Annotated in this window: 16 protein-coding genes; 10 read left to right on the top strand and 6 right to left on the bottom strand. The window is 62.2% G+C overall.

Annotated elements, in window-relative coordinates:
- Positions 1-59: 59 nt before the first annotated feature.
- Positions 60-941 (bottom strand): hypothetical protein, encoded by an 882-nt coding sequence (locus tag QWU44_RS00080; RefSeq protein WP_248095478.1) that lies wholly within the window; start codon positions 939-941, stop codon positions 60-62.
- A gap of 1,136 nt (positions 942-2,077) precedes the next feature.
- Positions 2,078-5,425, bottom strand: a complete 3,348-nt coding sequence (locus tag QWU44_RS00075) for an exonuclease domain-containing protein (protein ID WP_370913686.1) — start codon at positions 5,423-5,425, stop codon at positions 2,078-2,080.
- Positions 5,426-5,540: 115 nt separating this feature from the next.
- Here QWU44_RS00075 and QWU44_RS00070 point away from each other — a divergent pair, with 115 nt between their 5' ends.
- The 4 genes from QWU44_RS00070 to QWU44_RS00055 all read left to right on the top strand — a co-directional run bounded on the left by QWU44_RS00070 (position 5,541) and on the right by QWU44_RS00055 (position 9,495).
- Entirely contained in the window at positions 5,541-6,251 is a 711-nt protein-coding gene (locus QWU44_RS00070) for a 6-carboxyhexanoate--CoA ligase (protein ID WP_370913685.1), read from the top strand.
- A complete protein-coding gene (locus QWU44_RS00065; protein ID WP_370913684.1) occupies positions 6,252-7,415 on the top strand; it encodes an aminotransferase class I/II-fold pyridoxal phosphate-dependent enzyme in 1,164 nt (387 codons plus the stop codon). It abuts the gene before it with no gap.
- Between the two features lie 93 nt (positions 7,416-7,508).
- Positions 7,509-8,486 carry a sugar-binding transcriptional regulator gene (locus QWU44_RS00060; protein WP_370913683.1) on the top strand — a complete coding sequence of 326 codons (978 nt, stop codon included), beginning with the start codon at positions 7,509-7,511 and terminating at the stop codon, positions 8,484-8,486.
- Positions 8,487-8,577: 91 nt separating this feature from the next.
- Positions 8,578-9,495, top strand: a complete 918-nt coding sequence (locus tag QWU44_RS00055) for a Rib/alpha-like domain-containing protein (protein ID WP_370913682.1) — start codon at positions 8,578-8,580, stop codon at positions 9,493-9,495.
- 56 nt (positions 9,496-9,551) lie between these two features.
- On the opposite strand, the gene QWU44_RS00050 is transcribed toward QWU44_RS00055, so the two are convergent.
- The 3 genes from QWU44_RS00050 to QWU44_RS00040 form a co-directional block, all read right to left on the bottom strand.
- Complete coding sequence (locus tag QWU44_RS00050) at positions 9,552-11,384, bottom strand: flavin-containing monooxygenase (protein ID WP_370914268.1); 1,833 nt, start codon at positions 11,382-11,384, stop codon at positions 9,552-9,554.
- 234 nt (positions 11,385-11,618) lie between these two features.
- Positions 11,619-12,833, bottom strand: a complete 1,215-nt coding sequence (locus QWU44_RS00045) for a NupC/NupG family nucleoside CNT transporter (RefSeq protein ID WP_198737008.1) — start codon at positions 12,831-12,833, stop codon at positions 11,619-11,621.
- Positions 12,834-12,873: 40 nt separating this feature from the next.
- Positions 12,874-13,287, bottom strand: coding sequence for a cytidine deaminase (locus tag QWU44_RS00040; protein ID WP_370913681.1), 414 nt, complete (start codon positions 13,285-13,287; stop codon positions 12,874-12,876).
- Between the two features lie 175 nt (positions 13,288-13,462).
- Between QWU44_RS00040 and QWU44_RS00035 the strand changes: the two genes are divergently transcribed.
- The 6 genes from QWU44_RS00035 to QWU44_RS00010 all read left to right on the top strand — a co-directional run bounded on the left by QWU44_RS00035 (position 13,463) and on the right by QWU44_RS00010 (position 19,220).
- Positions 13,463-14,755 (top strand): thymidine phosphorylase, encoded by a 1,293-nt coding sequence (locus QWU44_RS00035; RefSeq protein ID WP_370913680.1) that lies wholly within the window; start codon positions 13,463-13,465, stop codon positions 14,753-14,755.
- A 24-nt stretch (positions 14,756-14,779) separates the two neighbouring features.
- Positions 14,780-15,442, top strand: a complete 663-nt coding sequence (deoC, locus tag QWU44_RS00030) for a deoxyribose-phosphate aldolase (protein ID WP_370913679.1) — start codon at positions 14,780-14,782, stop codon at positions 15,440-15,442.
- 39 nt (positions 15,443-15,481) lie between these two features.
- Entirely contained in the window at positions 15,482-17,200 is a 1,719-nt protein-coding gene (locus QWU44_RS00025) for a phospho-sugar mutase (RefSeq protein ID WP_370913678.1), read from the top strand.
- A 175-nt stretch (positions 17,201-17,375) separates the two neighbouring features.
- A complete protein-coding gene (locus QWU44_RS00020; RefSeq protein ID WP_370913677.1) occupies positions 17,376-18,284 on the top strand; it encodes a fumarylacetoacetate hydrolase family protein in 909 nt (302 codons plus the stop codon).
- Positions 18,285-18,334: 50 nt separating this feature from the next.
- A complete protein-coding gene (locus QWU44_RS00015) occupies positions 18,335-18,685 on the top strand; it encodes a MauE/DoxX family redox-associated membrane protein (RefSeq protein ID WP_370913676.1) in 351 nt (116 codons plus the stop codon).
- Positions 18,686-18,710: 25 nt separating this feature from the next.
- A complete protein-coding gene (locus QWU44_RS00010) occupies positions 18,711-19,220 on the top strand; it encodes a hypothetical protein (protein ID WP_370913675.1) in 510 nt (169 codons plus the stop codon).
- 122 nt (positions 19,221-19,342) lie between these two features.
- Here QWU44_RS00010 and QWU44_RS00005 read toward each other — a convergent pair.
- A partial coding sequence (locus QWU44_RS00005) for an LPXTG cell wall anchor domain-containing protein (RefSeq protein ID WP_370913674.1) occupies positions 19,343-19,748 on the bottom strand: 406 nt, incomplete at its 5' end.

Below are 19,748 nucleotides of genomic sequence, written 5' to 3'. Positions count from 1 at the left end.
ATAAGTCTGCTTTTTAGAAATGTCTTTTTACTTTGAACTTCAAAGTTACGGTCAGGTTTCTAGTTTATGGATTTCGACGAAGCCCAAATACGCTCGGCTTCGAGTTGAAAATGAGTAAACCATAATCCGTCTGTTTTTTTAAGAATTAGTGTTGGCGCGTTCGCCGATATATGTTGGGCTTCGTTCTCGCAGTACATCGAACCCCTATTTCGGAAATCCCACTCCCTATACTGCGCCAAGTATTCTATGGGCTCATCTTCCCTATAGCAGAGTGTAACTGCAAAAGCGGGGTTATGCGGAAACAAGCGAATTTCTATACCTCCAGGTAAATCTGCATTTGCTTCTTTAAGTCTCTTAATCCGTTCAATATTAAATCGAATTTTCGTGGCTTGCACAGCCCCATCCCCAGGATTAGGTACTTCACATTGTTGAGCAATGTTCGGATCGAAGAATACGATTTGAATTTGGTGCCCCTGTTGAAGTTTTTCCTGTCCATAGTTATCGAGAATAGTTACTATGCCATCTTGGGAACCGCCAATCATTAAAACTTTCGACGAATCTCGTATTTTTTGCTCAAGACCGGCAAGTCCGGACAACCCAAATCGTGGAAGTCGAGCTTCCTGGAAGATGTTATTAACTCTTGTAACAATGTGATCTTCCTGATACTTTAGGTTCTTTGATTTTAATACGAAAAAATTTTGAGCTATGGAGAGAAATCCGCAAAAAACTAGATAGAATATAATATCTAAGGTGACGGGAGTATCGTCACGAAATTTATTGTATAAGACTGTTAATGCAATCCCCGAGAAACCGAGTAACCCCAGTTGCTCAAGAAAAAGAAATACTGATTTGGCAACAAAGTCGCCAAATCGCACGCGGACACTATTCTTTATCCACGAATATCTATTTTGCGCTTCTCTCAATTCTGTATCGCTGTTCATTTCCTTGTCCGGTTCGGGAGATATTACGTTACCGCTATTGATGGCGTTCTCAGTAACAAGCGTTTGGTTTAGAGTATTTTTGGCGATATACTTTTGGAGCTTGATCAGTTAATCGATCGTTAATCATACTTTTCCACGGCATAGAGAGCCGTTCAGAGTCTTTCATGGGGACACGATATCACTGATACCTGGGAGAGGTCTAGAGGTAGAGCAACGCTTTATGACACTTACCAGGCACACTCATGGAGGGGTCAATCGAATTCCAGCCTTTAAGATGATTCGCACGTGGATTGGTGACTCTCTTCGGACTACACTGAGTACTGTTTCGGGCATGGGTTCGATTGTGGAGGTACCTTTGCGCTCTTCGGCAGCCCGACGACGCTCGCGTTGTATCCGACCTGCTTATTGTTTAACTTCTCGGCACATCTAGATTATCGAACGGAATCGCGTTTTATCCCGGATTATACCACCCGATATTACCGGACCAGGACCGCAGTCGCCACTTAATCATTGTAATTGTCACACGGTTTAAAAGAAGTGCTGCAAGATCTAGTTCTCTCGCAAATATTTGCGGCTTTAATGGTACGCGTTAGACAGACTTAAGAGTCTCCGTAAAGTTACGCCGGGTTACGATTCCCAGTCGCGAGTTACTATCTTGAGAGCATGTTGGTGCTGAAAATACCATACCTCGAGGAGGTTTCCCCTATCTTCGCAGCCGATGGTACTCCGTTCCTCGATAGTCTGGTGTGGTACGGGTTCCCGCGGTACAAATTGCGTTGGACTACCCTGGGCTTCGTTGATTGGACTTGTGGAGTTGTCGAGAGGCCCTCTAAACAATTTCTAGTCGATCTCTAACAGTTCATATGCGGGGCGTTGACAGCATGGCTTAGGTCGAGTCTATAATTCTGAGTTTTCCTGAGGATCTAAATCCAAGGTCGACCCGGAGGGAGTAGTTGACTGTTATTCACTAGCACGATACCTAAGCGATGGTTTCGTTCGCAGGTTTCCTGATGATTTCACGAATTGACAGTAGCTTCTCGCTTGGAAAATAAGCTACCACACGGCGACGCCCTTTCTCATTCTCCGGGGTACACCGGAGACACCACTTCCTCTCCCCCAACCCGGCACCAGTTCTGTCACTCGTACGCAATGAGCCCCATGACCTCAGCGGCGGCTTCCTCCTCCCGCCTGTGGTTGAACATCGCGACTGTGCGACGTACTGCGGCATCCGGGGAAAGCCCGAGGGCTGTGTTGATGATCTCCAACGCACTTCCGGCAGACACCTGACCGATCTGATCCGGCCCTCCGGGAACCCGGTCGTCGAGTCCGAGGGTGTTAAGTAGCCCGGCCCATCCGTCGAGGTCCTCTCTGAGTGGGGTGGCGCGGCGGATGTCGAAGCTGCCGTCGGCGGCGAACACCAGCCATACCCGCTGCCCTTCCGTGAGGTCGAGATCGAGTATGAAGTCGCGGATGCTGCCTATCGTGGCGCTGGTGCGGTTCCATGCGATGATCTGGTCGCGTCCCAGGCGTGTCGGCATCGCGACTTTGCCGAGGAAGGGCACCTCTTTCATTGCCGCGACGCCACGGGGGACACCGCTGCCTGAACCGCGGACGTGATCAGCGGTGAGGGTGACCAGCAGCTCCCTGTCTGTTCCCCGATGGTAGAGGCCTTTGACGTCGTTGGGGTCGGCGTTGTTTTCCACGGTGTCGTCGTTGCGCCGGACGGTGCCGTCCTCGACGATGAACTCACCGCTGGCGCAATACGTTCGTACCGAGCTTTCCGCGAGTCCCAGGGCTCGGGCACCCTCGATGAGTTCTGTCAGCGGTGCGCTGCCGTCTGCGTCGACGCGCGTGGCTATCCAGTGGGCGAGGCTCTGGAATTCCTCCATGCCCCATTCTTCGAGTGCCCAGGTGTCCCGGCCGACCCGCACGATCCGGGGATCGGCGGAGAGTGCGTTGGACATGGAGCGGATGTTCCCCGTGCCGAAGGTTTCGAAGATGGTGTCGGCTGTGAGTGGCTCCCCTGCGATGGCGAGGAGTGCGACGGCGCGGTCGCCGTAGTTGCCGGAGCGGGTACAGAGTTTCCCGCGGACGGGTACTCCGATGGACAGGCCGGTGTCTGTGGTGAATGCCGTGAGTGTTTCCTCGTCGATGCCCGCCTCCTGGCTGATCGCGGCGATGGTGCTCACCCCGTGGTCGTCGGCGGTGTCGACCACCGCCTGCCGGATCGCCTCCACAAGGCCTGCCCGCACGATCCACCCTGACGATAGTTCCCAGGTGGTGGCGAAGGCTGCGATGGTCTGCATCGCCGGGCCTCCCGTTATGGGGCAGGGCTGTGTGAGGGCGGGTATCTCCTTTTCCGCCTCGGTGAGTGGGGTGGCGGGGAGGAATCGATGGGCGAGCGCGGTGATGGCGGTGAGCATGTCGGTGGGTGGTTGTTCGATGAGTGCGGTGACTCGACCCTGGATCTGTCGGACGCGTTCGCGGGTGACCCCGAAGCTCTCGCCAAGGGCATCGAGGGTCTCTCCGCCGATCACGCGGCGTGCGAAGACCTGGGGTAGGCGTTCGTCCGCAGCCAGCGCTTCTTCGACGGCGCCGAGTGCCGCCCGTACTGCGACCGTGCCCGGTGCTGCGAGTTCCGGGTGCTGGGACAGTTCTTCGGCGGCCGCACGGATGTGGGCTGGGGCGGTGTCCGGGAGTTCCGGGATCATTCCCGCCAGTGCCGCCCAGCGGACGACCTGCTGCAGTTCCGTGGACGTCGGTTCGCGCGCGGTGTCCCCGTCGAGGTAGACGGGATCATCCGCGTCGTAGAGGCTGCTCTCGTCGGGTTCCGGTGCTGGGTCGGGGTGGGTTTTCCCTTCTGCGGCGTCGTCAATGGCGGCGAGGACGAGGGAGTAGACGAGGCGGTGGAGGGAGCGTGCGCCGACTCCCCGTACGTATGACAGGTTCGTCAGGGATTCTCCCAGCGGTTCGGTGTACTGGGCGAGGTGCCGGGCGAGGTTCGTGGGTTTAATGGTCACCTGTTCGGGTACGGCGTGGGGGTCCAGCATCGGGGACAGGTGGTGGAGCGGGAGCGTGCTGCCCCAGTCGAGCCAGGCGACGGTGATCTGGTCGGGCTCGACGGTTCGTCGGTCTTCCTCACCGCCGAGGACCTGGTTCAGCCAGGGGAAGATTCGGTGGGTGAGATCCGTCTGGTCTTCGGTGGCTTCGGTGTTCGGTGCGGGCGGAGCGTCGGTCACCGCTTCCTCTGCCCCGGGTTCGTGTTCGCGTGGGGTGTCGTCGGTCAGTTCGCGGAGCAGCCGGGCGAAGGTCGCTTCGTCCACGACGGGGACGTCCAGGTCGCGGGCGCGTCGGGCTTTGCCGCTGCGGGTGTCCGGGTCTGCGGCGACGAGGAGGACGCTGCGTCGGCAGACGCCTCCGACGTCGAGCCCGGCGGCACGGGCCCGCTCTTCCCAGTCTTCGCGGGGTAGCGCCAGTTCCCCGGTGAACGTGACCCGGTCCCCCGGGTTCAGCCGCAGCCGATCGAAGCCCTCCCCCTCGATCGGGGTCGACAACAGGGCTTCGACGAGCGCGCCGTCCACTCCGAGTTGGCGTGCTGCGGTGGTCACGGCGTCCCGTTCTGCGTCGGTCACCACACCGTCGGTCCACGCTTCGACGGCGAGTTGCCGGATGAATCGGGCGTGGATCTCGCCGGCTTCCTCGCGGTCGATGCCGAGTTCCCTGGCGCGGCAGATGAGTTGGCGGATCTCGGAGGTGCAGAGTTTGCCGTCGGCCAGGGCAGCGCGGAGCAGGCGGATGTAGTTGTCGACGTCGCGGTCACCGGTGTCCGGCAGTTTCGCGGCGAGTGCATCGAGCCATTGGCCGTCGGTGGCGCTCAGTGCGTGGTGCCCCCGTTCGACCGGTGGAACAGCGACGAGGTTGTTCAGGGTCTGGCGGTGGTCTACCGAGAAGTCCAGCGGCGTGCGGCTGCGTACGACGTCGGTGGTGCGGAGCAGGTGTTCGAGTAGTTCAGCGGTGGCGACGGCATCGGCGAGCGCGGCGTGTGGGGTGCAGTTCACGGCGCCGATCTGTGCGAGGCAGTCAGCGAGTTTCTGCGGGGACCCGGGCAGCGCCTCTTTTGCGGTGCGCATCGTGCACACGGACCAGTCGTGCGGGTCACCGAGGATGACGCCGCAGTGGGCGAATTCCCGCACCAGGAATTTCGTGTCGAAGGACGCGTTGTGAGCGACGATGATCCGGCCGTCGATAAGGTCGGCGAGCTCTGCCGCGAGCTCCGGGAACAGGGGTGCATCCGCAACGTCGGCGGGCGTGATCCCGTGGATGTGGGTGTTGTCGAAGTGTCGGTCGGGCTGGATGAGGGTCTGCCAGGTGCGTTCCAGGTTTCCGTCGGCGTCGGTGAGGGCAATACCTATCTCGAGTATGCGATCCGTGGGGAGGAATCCGGTGGTCTCGAGGTCGATGACTGCGAAGCGGGGGCGGGTCATGTCGCGGGCCTTTGCGGTGGTGTCGGTGGGAACTGCGCTAGCCTATCGCGCTCGGCGGATTCCGGTGCGTTCCCGTCCGCACAGATGTGCGGCTGAACACCGTACAATAACCCACATGACCACGTATTCCGTGAAGATGCGCGCGAGCGCCGAGGGGCGGCACATCTCTGGTGCCGAACGGATCGTCCCCGGTGATGCGGTGCCGGGCTGCGTCACAGCATTGACGCAGCGGGCGCTGGGCCACCCGAAGGGGACACCGGACGAGGTGACGGTGACGGTTCGTGCTGTCGACGAGTCGCGGATCGAGGTGCTCCCGGTCCTGGCGACCTGGGAGGTCGATGTCGGTTCGCCGGCGGAGGCGCGTGCTTTCGTCGTTGCCGAGCTGGACCGTCTGGGTATCCGGAACCCGGCGCGCATGTGGGAGCTGCTGACCACGGTGACCGGCCTGCGGGGCGCGATGCTCGTCGATGCCGCCTCCGGCGAGCGCCTGGAGCCTGACCCGGAGCGTGGGGTCCGGGTGAGCAACCTGGATCACGTGTCCGCGGACACCGGCGTGGCGGGAAAGCTTCATTATCGGGAGGCGATAGCCCTGGCGACGAAGGTGACGGCGCATCCGCGTATCGTCGCGGAGCTCTGCATCTCCGACGATCCGGAGTACACGACCGGATATCTGGCGTGCGGGGGAACCTATATCCGGATTCCGGCGATGAAGGAACCGGGTTCGCCGGTGGGGACCAGACTGTTCCTGTACGACGGTCCGGTGTCGGAGGTCGGGGAGTGCATCGACTGGCTGGAGAATCACGTCGTGCTGGTGGAGGGTCTGTAGATGCCGTCGTTGGACCGGATCGCCGAGGCCCGAAACGCCGCTTGGGGCGCGGCGGGGTTGTCGCGGACTCTCCGGGAGTTCACGGGGCCGCAGGAACCTGTCGCGCGTGTCGACGGTCGGGAGCTGGTGGTGTTCTCCTCTTCCAACTATCTGGGGCTGTCCACCCATCCCGAGGTGGTTTTGGCGGCCCGCCGTGCGCTCGACCTTTATGGCGCCGGGTCCGGTGGTTCGAGGCTGACCACCGGCACCACCGAGCTGCACGCGAGGCTCGAACGGCGTTTGGCGGAGTTCTTCGGCGGCGACGGACACGACGACGCGGTGTTCTTCGCCACGGGCTACCAGGCGAATCTGGCGGTGTTGCAGACGATCGCGGGGCCGGACGTGACGGTGTTCTCGGATTCCCTGAATCATGCGAGCATCATCGACGGCTGCAGGTTGGCGCGGGCTTCGGTGGAGGTGTTTCCGCACGGTGACCTCTCCGCACTGGACCGGATGCTCGGGTGTCGTTCCACGCCTCATGCGCTCGTGGTCAGTGACGGGGTGTTCTCGATGGACGGGGATGTGGCGGATCTGCCGGGGTTGGTGTCCACGGCTGCGCGACATGGGGCGTGGACGATGATTGATGACGCCCACGGGGTCGGCGTGCTGGGCGCTACCGGGCGTGGGAGTGTCGAGCACCACGGGATCCGTCCCGATCTACTCATCGGTACCGCGAGTAAGGCGCTCGGCGGGGAGGGCGGTTTCGTGGTGTGTTCCTCGGCGGTGGGCACGCTGCTGCGGAATCAGGCCCGTGGGTTCGTCTATTCGACGGCGCCGTCCGCTCCGACTGTCGCGGCGGTGGTGGCTGCGGTCGATGTGCTCGACCGGTCACCGGATGTGGTCGCCCGGCTGCATTCCACCATCCGTGACTGCGCCGCCGCCCTGGGGATAGCCGGGCAGGTGAGTCCGATCATCCCCGTTCCGGTCGGCGACGAACAGCGTGCGGTGCGGGTGTCGGATGCCCTGATGGAGCGCGGCTTCTTTGTCCCCGCAATCCGGTGGCCGACGGTCTCCCGTGGTGCCGCCATTCTCCGGGTCACGGTGGCTTCGGGGCACACTCCGGATCACATCGAGGCGCTCGCCGTCGCGTTGACCGATCTGATCCGGTTGCCCGCCGTCGGCTGATGCCGAACGCGTCGGTGTCGTGGCCACCGGTTACGATGAGTGTGCAGCCCTCAACTTCTTACCAGCACCGACCACAATCCCGAGGAGTTTCCCGTGGATGCACGCGACGAACAGGCATTGACAGCGGTCAAACTGTATTTCGAGCGCGGCATGTCCCAGGCGGAGGTCGCTGCGGAACTCGGGGTGTCGCGGCCGACTGTTGCCAAGTTGATTCAACTGGGTAAGCAGCGAGGTTTCGTGACCATTGAGATCCACGATCCCAGGGAAGCTGATTCCGCATTGGCGCAACAGTTGACCTCCCGCTTCGGACTGGTGGATGTGCGTCTCGCACACCTACCCAGGGAGACCGACGCCGATCTACTGCGGGAACTGGGGAAACTCGGAGCTTCCATGCTGCAGGATCTTGTGGCGGATGACATGAGTGTCGGGGTGTCCTGGGGAAACACGATGTACTCGGTGTCAGCGCATCTGTCCCGCACTGACCGACACGGCGTCGAGATGGTGCAGTTGAAGGGCGGTACATCCCATTCAGAGCGTTCCACCTTTGACATCGAGACGATCAACTCCTTTTGTCTGGCGTTCAACGCCACTGCGCGGACGCTCCCACTGCCGGTGATCTTCGATTCGGTGGCCACGAAACAGGTTGTCGAGCAGGACCGGCACATCGCCCGGATACTCCGGGCCGGTCGGGAAACCGATCTGGTTATTTTCACCGTGGGTGACGTTCAACGGAGTTCCCTGCTGCTGAATCTGGGGCACTTGTCGGAGAACGAGATCGACCAACTGCTCGAGCGCGCGGTCGGGGATGCCTGCTCCCGCTTCTTCACTGCGGATGGTGAGGTCGCGGTCCCGAGTATCGATAACCGCACCGTGGGAATCGAGTTGAAGGAACTCGCCGCCCGACCGATCCGCCTGCTCATCGCCGGTGGCGCAGCGAAAACGATCGCCATCGCGACGGCGCTGGACATGGGGTTGGCGACACACCTGGTGATTGACCGGCCAACGGCACTTCGGGTGCTGGATGCAGCGGAACAGGGAAATCCAGCCTCCGCACCACCTGACACTAAATAGAAACAACAACCAATAAAGTTGTTGATAATTACTTTCATTTAGTAAGCTTTCGTCTGTCTCACTCCTCCGAGAAGAACGGAAGTATCCTCCCGTGAACACCTCACACATCCGCAGCCGCCGCGCACTGTGCTCGGCCGGTCTTGCACTCACCCTCATCGCCCCGATCACCGCCACGGTGGCCGTCGCCGACGAAGGCACGAACACGACGTTGACCGACCGCTTCGAACCGCTCTTCGGTGAAGCTCGGGCCACCGTCGGAAAGCCCTCCCCCAGCACGGCACCGACCTTCGACGACAGCACCACCACGAATCTCGATGAGGCACCGGCTCCCGACAACACCACCTTCACACTGGGTGACGGGGCACCGAAAAACGCCGAGATCAATCCAGCCACCGGAGTGATCACCTACACCCCGACCCACGATGACGCCGGCAAGGTCATTGAGATCCCGGTCACGGTGATCTACTCCGACAAATCAACCGACCAGGGCGCCGTCTACTTCGTGGTGTCCGATCCTCACGGCGGTACCGCGAAGAAGTACACGGTGAATTACACCCTCACCCACGCCCACACGGGTGAGAAAGCCGTCTCTAAGGCGCCGACGTTCGACGACACGTCAACCGATGAGATCGAGGCCCTCGCCGCACCGGAGGGCGCGGTGTTCAAGCTCAGCAGGAAGGCCCGGGACGCCGAGATCGATCCAGCGACGGGCGTCGTCACGTTCACCGCACCGGAATCGGACGCGAACACGACGGTCAACGTCCCCGTCGTGGTGTTCTATCCGGACGAGAGCCACGCCCACGCCGACGCCCCGTTCGAGGTGTTCCACCACGATCACGGGCACCACGGCGACGAACCGAACACTCCCACCCCCGGCTTTTTCGGTAGCAGTGGCAACACGGGCTCCGCCATCCTCGGCGCCGGTGCCCTGATCGCCCTGGTCGCCGGAATCATCCACTTCTTCAAGACCCATCCCCTGACAATTCCGGGTCTTCCGTTACCGCGCTGACCGACAGGCAACGCACCCCGGCGCACCGGCACTCCGGTGAGCCGGGGCACCACACATCACTCCGGATGATGGACCTCAGCCAGGGCATACACCGGAGTGTCCATCCCCTCCATCCGGGCTTTGAGCTGCAGCGCCAGATAACGACTGTAGTGGCGCGACTGGTGCAGGTTCCCGCCGTGGAACCACAGGTGGGGTTGCCGGGTGGGTTTCCACATATTGCGTAACTCCCCCTCCCAGGGCCCCGGATCACGGGTCGTTCCCGATCCCAGACCCCAACAGCGCCCCACCAGCTCCGCGACCTCCGGGGAGATCAACTGGGCGGCCCATCCGGTCATGGAGCCGTATCCCGTGGCAAGGACGATGACGTCGGCCGGAAGTTCGGTGCCGTCGGTGAGCACGACCGAGTCGCGCTTTACCTCCGCGATCGTCACCCCGGAGTGCAACTCGATGTCGCCGTCGATGATGAGCTGGCTCGCTCCGACGTCGATGTAGTAACCGGACGCACGGCGGAGATATTTGAGGAACAGGCCCGATTCATCCTCCCCGAAGTCGAGGAGGAATCCGGCATCTGCGAGCTGCCGGTAGAAGTCGGCGTCCTGTTCCCGGATGCGGTCGAATACCGGTTTCTGCGCGTCGGCGAGATGCCGGTACGGGATGGAGGCAAACAGCAGATCAGCGGTGTCCGTGTCGATTCCCGCTTCCAGCGCGTCCTCCGAGTAGAGCGGGCCGAAAACCTCACGCATCAACGATTCGGAGCGCACGATATGCGTCGACGAGCGTTGGATCATCACCGGGTGCGCCCCATGCGCATGAAGATCCGCACAGATGTCGTGGGCGGAGTTGTTCGATCCGAGCACGATCACGTTCTTTCCCGCGTCCATGCCTCCCCCGGGATGCTGTGAGGAGTGCCGGATCTCACCCGCGAAGTTCTCCTGTCCGGGTAGCGTCGGCACATTGGGTACGCCCGACATGCCGGTGGCCAGGACAAGATGCTCGGGACTCAGCGTGAGTGTTTCCCCGCCCCGATTCACCGTGACGCTCCACCGGCCCTCCGACTCGTCGAACCCGGCCGAGATACATGACGTGTCCGACCAGTAGTCGAGATCCATGATCCCGACATAATGTTCCAACCAGTCCCCCATCCTGTCCTTGGGGGTGAATACGGGCCAGTGGTCGGGGAACGGCAGATAGGGCAGGTGGTCATACCAGACGGGGTCATGCAGGCAGAGCGAGTGGTAGCGGCTGCGCCACTGGTCGCCGGGGCGCGGGTGCCTGTCGATGATCAGTGTCGGTACGCCGAGTCTTTTCAGCCGTGCCCCGAGTGCGATTCCGCCCTGTCCCCCGCCGACGATCAGGGTGAAAGGCTGTTCGGTGATCCCGAGAGCAGCCCGCCGGTCCGCCCGACGGTCAGCCCAGTTGCGGGTGTCCGTCCCCGGACGTCCGTGTTCGGCCCCCGGCTCACGCCGACGACCAGCCGGTTCCGGGTGATTGATCAGCTCCTGCGCGGAGGTTGTGAGCATGGCCGCGCGCCCGTCGCGAAGCCGGACCACGCCGCGACAGTGGAAGTCTGCGGTGTCGAAGGTGAGGAAGGACCAGTCGTTGGCTTCCCCAGGGTCGACCATCTTCACATTGCGCAGCGCACAGCGGGGCCAGGTGTCCCGGATCATCTCGGTGATCGCATCCACCCCTTCGGCGGTGTGTATGTTCCAGGTGAACGCAGCCAGATCACGCCAGCAGGCATCCTCGGTGAACAGCGCCGCAAGTTCCGTCGCAGCGTTTTCCGGGCCCAGTTGATCTGCCCTGGCGGTAACTGCGGCCAGGGACTCGACCCATGCACAAACCACCTCCGGCATCAGGTCACCGGGGTCCTCCGTCATTCGGGTTGTCATGGTTGTCACGAGATCGCCTCCTCATTCGGGTATGGGGCGAACACCGGCCCCGCAGTGTGTTTCCACCACAATAGCGCCCAGGATAGTGCCTTGCGTCACATTTTAATTTTCTCGGCAAAATACTCACCGCCACAACTATTTTCCGACGGGCAGAGTCGACCACGATCCCGAATAGGAAAATGCCCACACGGACTGTTAGCCGTGCAGGCATTTTCTGATTCAGGCATTCAGGTGTCAGAAGGCAACCACACCGACGATGGCGGCATTGAGCATGTTGACGGTGAACCCACCGAGGAGCGCCCAGGGGCCGAGCTTTGCAACCTCACCACGACGCTCCGGCACGAGGCCGCCGATCGCGCCGATCTGGATGGCGATGGAACTGAAGTTCGCGAATCCGGCGAGCGCGAAGGTCGTGATCATCACGGTCTTCGGGGAGAAGGAATCGACCTGCGGGCCGAAGGAGGAGAAGCCGACAAACTCGTTGATCACCGTCTTCTGCCCGATGAAGTTGCCCACGTCGAGGGCCTCCGACCAGGGGACACCGATCAGCCAGGCGACAGGAGCGAAGAACACTCCGAACATTGCTTCGAGCGACCAGTTGTCCTGCCCGAACCACCCCCCGATTCCACCGATGATCGCCGACAGCATGGTGATCAGGGCAATGAAGGCGATGAGCAGGCAGCCAACGGCGATGGCGATCTTGCCACCCGCCATCGCGCCGGAGCCAATGGCGTCGATGATGTTCTTGGATTCGGTGTCACGGACGTCCCGGATGCTGGCGTCAAGATCAGATTCCTCGGTTTCGGGCATGAAAGCCTTGGCCACAATCAGGGAGCCCGGCGCGTTCATCAGGGACGCCGCGAGCAGGTATTCCAGCGGGGCTCCGAGGAGTGAGTAGCCGATGAGGGTGGAGCCAGCGACGGATGCGAAACCGCCTGTCATGCACGCGAAGAGTTCACTGCGGGTCAGCTTCGGGAGGTACGGGGACACCACCAGTGGCGCTTCGGACTGGCCGAGAAAGATCACCGTGGAGGCGAAGACACTCTCCACTTTGGAGGTCCCGAGCAGCCATTTCAGCGCACCGCCGAGAATGTCGACGAAGTACTGGATGACGCGGAGATAGTAGAGGGCACCGATGATCGCCCCCAGGAAGATGATGACGGGCAGGACGTTTAGCGCGAAGATGAAGCCGTTGTCTCCGCCGAACAGCCCACCGAACACGAACTCGGTACCGACATTGGTGAACTCGGTGAGTTTCTCCAGCCCGTGCGCGATGGATTTCAGGACATTGAATCCCACGTCCCATTTCAGGACGAGGAGCGCGAAGGCGATCTGGAGGAGCAGCCCGACCCCCAGAGTGCGCCACTTGATGGCGGAGCGATGTCGGGAGAACAGTATCGCCAGGCCGAAGATGAGGGCGATGCCCAGCAGTCCCTGGAAGCGGTCCATGGAGGCTCCTAGTTGTCAGAGTGGTTTTTCGTGGGGAGAGTCAGAGGGAATCGGGACCAAATGCGTGGGGCAGCAGATCCGCGAAGGCGATGCTGACCGGTCCGCCGGAGGGCCCTTCGACGATCACGCGGTGACAGCTAAATTCCCCCAGCACCTGGCGGCACGCACCGCAAGGATGGCAGGGAGCGGCTTTCAGCCCCACGACGGCAGCGACGACGATGTGTGGCCGCGTGGCCCCGCCCACTCCTTCACGCTCGGCGATCATCCGGCCCACGGCGGTACGTTCCGCACAAACCGTCAGGCCATAGGATGCGTTTTCGACGTTGCAGCCGGTGACGATGCGACCGTCATCGAGCAACAGTGCCGCGCCCACCGGAAATCCGGAATAGGGCGCATACGCACCGTGTGCGGCACTGCGCGCACGATCAAGGAGTTCTGCGTCGGAGACAGCCATGTCGGACCCTTCGGGGTGGGGACGGAAATCACATGAACAGTTGTCAATATTTTCATTGACATTTGTTCACCGCCTCATGATAATCGGGCTGTGCACCACCGCACAAGAGTTTTTCGGATTTAATCCAGGTCACACCACCACAGATCGGCCCCACAGTCAGCACGAGGAGAAGTACATGGCAACGACGTTCGACACCGTGGACATCATCCGGACCAAGCGGGACGGTGGTGAACTCAGCGGAGCACAAATCGACTGGATCATCGACGCCTACACCAAAGATCGTGTCGGGGACGAGCAAATGGCCGCGCTCGCCATGGCGATCTTCCTCAACGGAATGACCACCGATGAGACCAGCAGGTGGACCCGGGCAATGATCAACTCCGGTGACCGCCTCGACTTCTCCGGGCTGGGGAAACCGACAACGGACAAGCACTCCACGGGTGGCGTGGGCGACAAGATCACCCTGCCTCTCGCCCCGCTCGTCGCTTCCTTCGGCGTCGCTGTCCCGCAACTGTCCGGGCGTGGTCTCGGGCACACAGGCGGCACCCTCGACAAGCTGGAGGCGATCCCCGGCTGGCAGGCGGACATCTCCACGGAACGCATGATGGAGATCCTGCGTGACCCGGGCTGTGTCGTCTGCGCCGCCGGGACGGGGCTCGCCCCGGCCGACCGCAAGCTCTACGCGCTGCGTGACATCACCGGTACCGTCGATTCGATCCCGTTGATCGCCAGCTCGATCATGAGCAAGAAGATCGCGGAAGGAACCTCCGCGCTAATCCTCGATGTCAAGGTCGGTGACGGGGCCTTCATGAAGGATCTGGACACCGCCCGCGAGCTCGCCCGCACCATGGTCGACCTTGGGTGCGCCGCAGACGTCGATACGCGAGCCCTGCTCACCGACATGTCCACTCCCCTCGGCCGCACCGTGGGCAACGCCCTGGAAGTGCGGGAATCCCTGGAGGTTCTGGCGGGCGGCGGACCGTCGGATGTCGTCGAACTCACCGTGGCACTCGCCCGGGAGATGCTCGACGCCGCAGGTGTCCGGGATGCCGACGTCGAGGCTGCACTGGCCGACGGCCGGGCCATGGACACCTGGCGGAAGATGATCCGCGCACAGGGCGGCGACCCGGACGCCGAACTCCCGACCGCCACCCACACCCACGAGATCACCGCCGACAGAGATGGCGTTCTGGAGCGCCTCGACGCCCTACCGGTGGGCATCGCGAGCTGGCGTCTCGGCGCCGGACGTGCCCGTAAGGAGGACAGTGTGCAGGCTGGAGCCGGTATCGAGATCCATGTGACACCCGGAGACCGAATCACCGCAGGTCAGACACTGTTCACCCTGCACACCGACACTCCGGAACGCTTTGACCGAGCCATCGAAGCCCTCGCCGGTGGCTACAGCCTCGCGCCTGTGGGACAGGACGTCCCGCCCCGCGTATCCGCCATCCTCGACCGCATCAACTGACCCTTCCAAGGAGAACTGAAAGACATGACCGCACACCCCCGCACGGAGATCGCCCGCCTCATCGACCACACCCTGCTCAAACCGGAGGCCACCGCGGACCAGGTCGCCGCACTTGTCGCCGAGGCGGACCGGCTGGGCTGCTACTCGGTCTGCGTCTCCCCCTCGCAGCTCCCGGTCGAGGTTCCGGCGGGACTGCACATCGCCACCGTCGTCGGGTTCCCATCGGGAGCCGTCAAGCCCGAGATCAAGGCAGCCGAAGCAGCCCGTGCAGTCACGGACGGCGCCGAGGAGATCGACATGGTCATCAACATCGCCCTGGCGAAAGAGAAGCGCTTCGACGCCCTGGAGTCGGAGATCCGCGCAGTCCGCGGGGCATGCCCCTCCCCCGTCGTGCTCAAGGTGATCATCGAGTCCGCCGCACTCGACGACGATGAGATCATCGCGGCCTGCGCCGCTGCGGAGGCCGCCGGTGCCGACTTCGTCAAGACCTCCACCGGCTTCCACCCGGCCGGTGGCGCCAGCGTCCACGCGGTGAAGCTCATGGCTGACACCGTCGGTGGTCGTCTCGGGGTCAAGGCCTCCGGCGGCATCCGCAGCGCCGAGGATGCGGTCGCGATGGTTGAGGCCGGTGCGACCAGGCTGGGTCTCTCCTCCTCTGCGGTCATCCTCGACGGGCTCGAAGACTGACACGAACCACCCCCATTTCGCCAGAAAGACGTGACCTGAATGACCTTCATCGACCGTGCCCGCACTTGGGCGTCCCATGATCCTGACCCGGCGACGCGGGAGGAGCTCACCCAGCTCATCGACGCCGCGACGAACGGTGACTCTGACAGTGCCGCCATTCGGGAATTGGAGTCCCGGTTCTCCGGTCCCCTCACCTTCGGCACCGCCGGACTACGGGGCAGAGTAGGTGCCGGGGAGACCCGGATGAACCGGGCCGTGGTCACCCGAGCGACCCACGGGCTGATGACCTGGTTGCGCGAACAGATCGGTGATTCCCCCACGGTGGTGATCGGCTGCGACGCCCGCCACGGTTCCGCCGACTTCCGGAAGGCCGCAGCGGGTGTGGTCGCCGCAGCCGGAGGTCGGGCACTGGTCTTGCCCGCTCAGTTGCCCACCCCGGTCACCGCATTCGCTGTCCGGCACCTGGGTGCCGACGCGGGAATCATGGTCACCGCCTCCCACAATCCCCCGGACGACAACGGCTACAAGGTTTACCTGGGTGGTCGCGTCGCCCGGGGCCCCGCCAAAGGTGTCCAGCTCATCAGCCCCGCCGACACCGAAATCGCGGAGGCCATCGCCACTGCGCCACCTGCGGATGAGATCGCTCTCGCGTGGGAGAAAGTGGAACACGTCGATGTTCTAGACGAGTACCTGGCGCGCGCGGCGAAGATCGGGCGGGCGTTCCCGGCACCGGACAAGGCCCGTTCGGACCTCAAGGTGGTGATCACCCCGATGCACGGCGTCGGTGGGTCCACCGCTATCCGCGCCCTGGAAGCGTCCGGGTTCACGGACGTGCACCTCGTTCCCGGCCAGGCTGAGCCGAACCCCGACTTCCCCACCGTCGCATTTCCGAACCCGGAGGAATCTGGGGCACTCGACCTGTCGATGGAGCTGGCCCGGGAGATCGACGCCGACATCATCATCGCGCTCGACCCGGATGCAGACCGGTGTTCCGCCGCTATTCCGGACGCGGAGGCCCTCGCCGGGTGGCGGCAACTCACCGGCGACGAGATCGGGGCTCTCCTCGGCGAGTTCCTGGCGGCCCGGCGGGAAAACGGTAGCACCGGGGAAGACACGGTGCTGGCGAGCTCCATCGTCTCCGGTCGTCTGCTCGCCCGGATCGCGGAGGCCCACGGTCTGCAGCACGAGGCGACCCTGACCGGATTCAAGTGGATCGCCCGAACCCCGGGCATGATCTTCGGCTACGAGGAGGCCATCGGATACTGCTGTGACCCCGACTTCGTCCGCGACAAGGACGGGGTAACCGCCGCGGTGACCCTGTGTGCCCTGGCGGCGGAGGTGAAGTCCCGGAGTAGAACGCTCCGCGATGAACTCGACGATCTCGCTCGCGCCCACGGTCTCCACGCCACGGCCCCACTGACGTTCCGGGTGGCGGACACGTCGCTCATCACGGAGGGCATGCGCACGCTGCGTTCCGCACCGCCGAGCCAGCTCGCGGGATCCCCCGTCGTCGAGTGCGTGGATCTCCTCGACGGCTACCGGGGATTGCCTCCGACAGACGGCATGCTCCTGGTCACCCGCGACGATGATCGCGTCATCGTGCGCCCCTCCGGAACCGAACCGAAGCTCAAGTGCTATCTCGAGGTGGTCTTGCCGGTAGCGGCCAACGATGGTGTCCCGCACGCAGCCGCTGCCGCCCGTCTGGAGCGGCTCAAGGCAGATGTGGCCGTTGCAAGCGGAATGACCTATCCCGCGTGACGGTGACGAGGCAGCCGTTCTCAGCCACTCGCCGCACAAGACTTCCTCCACTTCTCGACATTGAAACTGGGACTCATTCATCTCGTGTCCGGTGCTCGTCATGCGCGTCGCCCCGGCTTTCCCGGCGCCTCAAAAACTGTCACTCCACCAGCCCCTTCTGATATACGATCATCAAATGAAGCTGTTGACGTACCTCGGGCAGGACGGGAGAACTCACCCGGCTTTCCTCGCGGAACCAGAGGCCGCCGAAAAAGTACTGGATGAAGCACTCACGTCAGGGATGGCCCGGGATGCGGTTTTCCGAATCCATCCCATCGCAGACATCCGATTGAGAGACGTCGGGGATCTTCTCAGGCACGAGCACCGCCGCGATCTGGTTGCCACGGCACTCGGGGAAACCACCGAAATCATGGGGTCTGATATCCGCCCCGTGATCACCTATCCCGGCAAAATGCTCTGCACTGGCTTGAACTACGCAGATCACATCACCGAGATGGGCCACGACCTCCCCGACGTACCCACGCTCTTCGCCAAGTTCGCTGATGCACTGACCGGCCCCTTCGACGAGGTCCACGTTCCGCGTGCGAACGCGGATGCTCTGGACTTCGAGGGGGAACTCGCAGTGGTCATCGGCAACCACGTCCCCATGAACAGCTCACCGGACGAGGCCACCGCCGGTGCTGCGGTTATCGGCTACACGGTCTTCAATGACTTCACGATGCGGGATCTCCAGTATCGGACAGCACAATGGCTTCAGGGAAAGAACCTGGGTTCCGCATCCGGGTTCGGCCCCTGGCTCACGACCACTGACGAATGTGATCCGTCCGAAGCTACCTTGATCACCCGGGTGAACGGAGAGGTGAAACAGCGGGCGAATATCCGGGAGCTTGTATTCGACCCCGCAGCCCTGGTGCAGTTCATCAGTACATTCATCGATCTCCATCCCGGTGATGTGATAGCGACGGGAACGTCAGGCGGGGTCGGTTGGGCGCGGTCTCCCCGGGAAATGCTCATCCACGGAGACACCGTCACCGTGCAGATCACCGGAATGGGTGGCATAGCAAACCGGATCAGGGTCAACTGAGCCGTCTCCCGGCTCAGCCGTAGTTCCTGCCGTCGCTAAACTGAGATTCCATGAGACGTTTCCTGATCGTGTTGTTCAGCTTTGCCGGATTGATGCACTTCCTGCGACCCGATGGATTCGACAGGCTCGTCCCCGAGCAGCTTCCCGGCGCTCAACGAGCCTGGACCTACGGATCCGGCTACCTCGAACTCGCGACCGCACTTCTGTTGGCGATCCCGGGTACCCGCCGTATCGGCGGACTGGTGACCACCTTCCTCATGCTCGGTGTGTGGCCGGGGAACATGAAGATGGCGTGGGACTTCCGCCGAAAATCACCCTGGCTGCGCTCAATAGCGTTTCTCCGACTCCCGCTCCAAATTCCTCTTATCCGGGCCGGACTACGCATATGGCGGGAGCAGTAAGCGAGTCTTTTCCGAACGTCAATTCATGAGCCGCTACTTCATTGTCGACGTGGAGGCAACTTCCGCCACCCCCTACTCCGGTGTGATGACGGAGTTCGGTGTGGTCCATTTTCGTGACACACCGGATGTGAACCGGGAGACCGACACTTTTCACGGTGTCCTCGTCAGAACAGCCTCCAGGAATGGTCCGATTCCAGTTCCGGCTCCCGGCACCCCATCGATCGATCCATTCCCGGTGGCCCGAGTATTCGAGCACTGGTTGACGAGCCGCACAACTCAGCGCCCCACCCTCGTCAGCGATAATCCGGCCTTCGATTTCATGTGGATCACGTGGTTCTTCAATTCTCTCGGAAGAGAGAATCCGTTCGGGTTCTCCGGCCGACGCACCGGCGACTTTCACGCCGGTCTGAACGGTGATTTCAATGATGCACACCGATGGAAACGTCTGCGCCGTACGCCACACACCCACCACCCGGTGGAAGATGCGGTCGGTAATGCAGAAGCCCTCTACGAACTGATCCACCATCGCCTGTAATCAGCCCCAGTAGTTGCGGTACACCGGCAGTCAAATAAGACGAGGAAACCCCGGTGGTTCCCACTCAAAGCGGGAATCACCGGGGTTTCACTCACCAGCTCCGGTTATAAGGCGTTACCGGGTCAGTTCCTCTTTCGCTTCGAAGCGACAATCGCAGCACCGATCAGAAGCAGGATCAATCCAGCCAGTACCGGCAGGAGAACATCTGCCCCTGTCGCGGCGAGAGTACCTTCTCGTTTCGGCTGAGTGGTAGTGCCCTGTTCGGTACGGCCTTCCGCGTTGTCGCCCTGGGTCCGCGTCTCGGTTTCGCCGGTGTTGGCAAAACCAGCATCCGAAGCGGCGGTTCCACTTGAAGCAGAGTTGCCGACCAGCCCAAGGACAACGGCCACTGGCACCAAGGGAACCAGAAGGGCAGCGCCCAGAAGTCCGAGGACGAGTCCGCCGTCAGATAGGTTGATATTGTCGAAGATTCCGTCCGATGAACCATCCGTCGTTGCTGGGCCACCATCTGCGGAGTCAACATCCACG

Origin of the sequence: Corynebacterium sp. CCM 9203, assembly GCF_041357675.1 — a bacterium.
Lineage (GTDB): Bacteria > Actinomycetota > Actinomycetes > Mycobacteriales > Mycobacteriaceae > Corynebacterium.
This window is presented reverse-complemented; position numbering and strand designations above follow the sequence as displayed.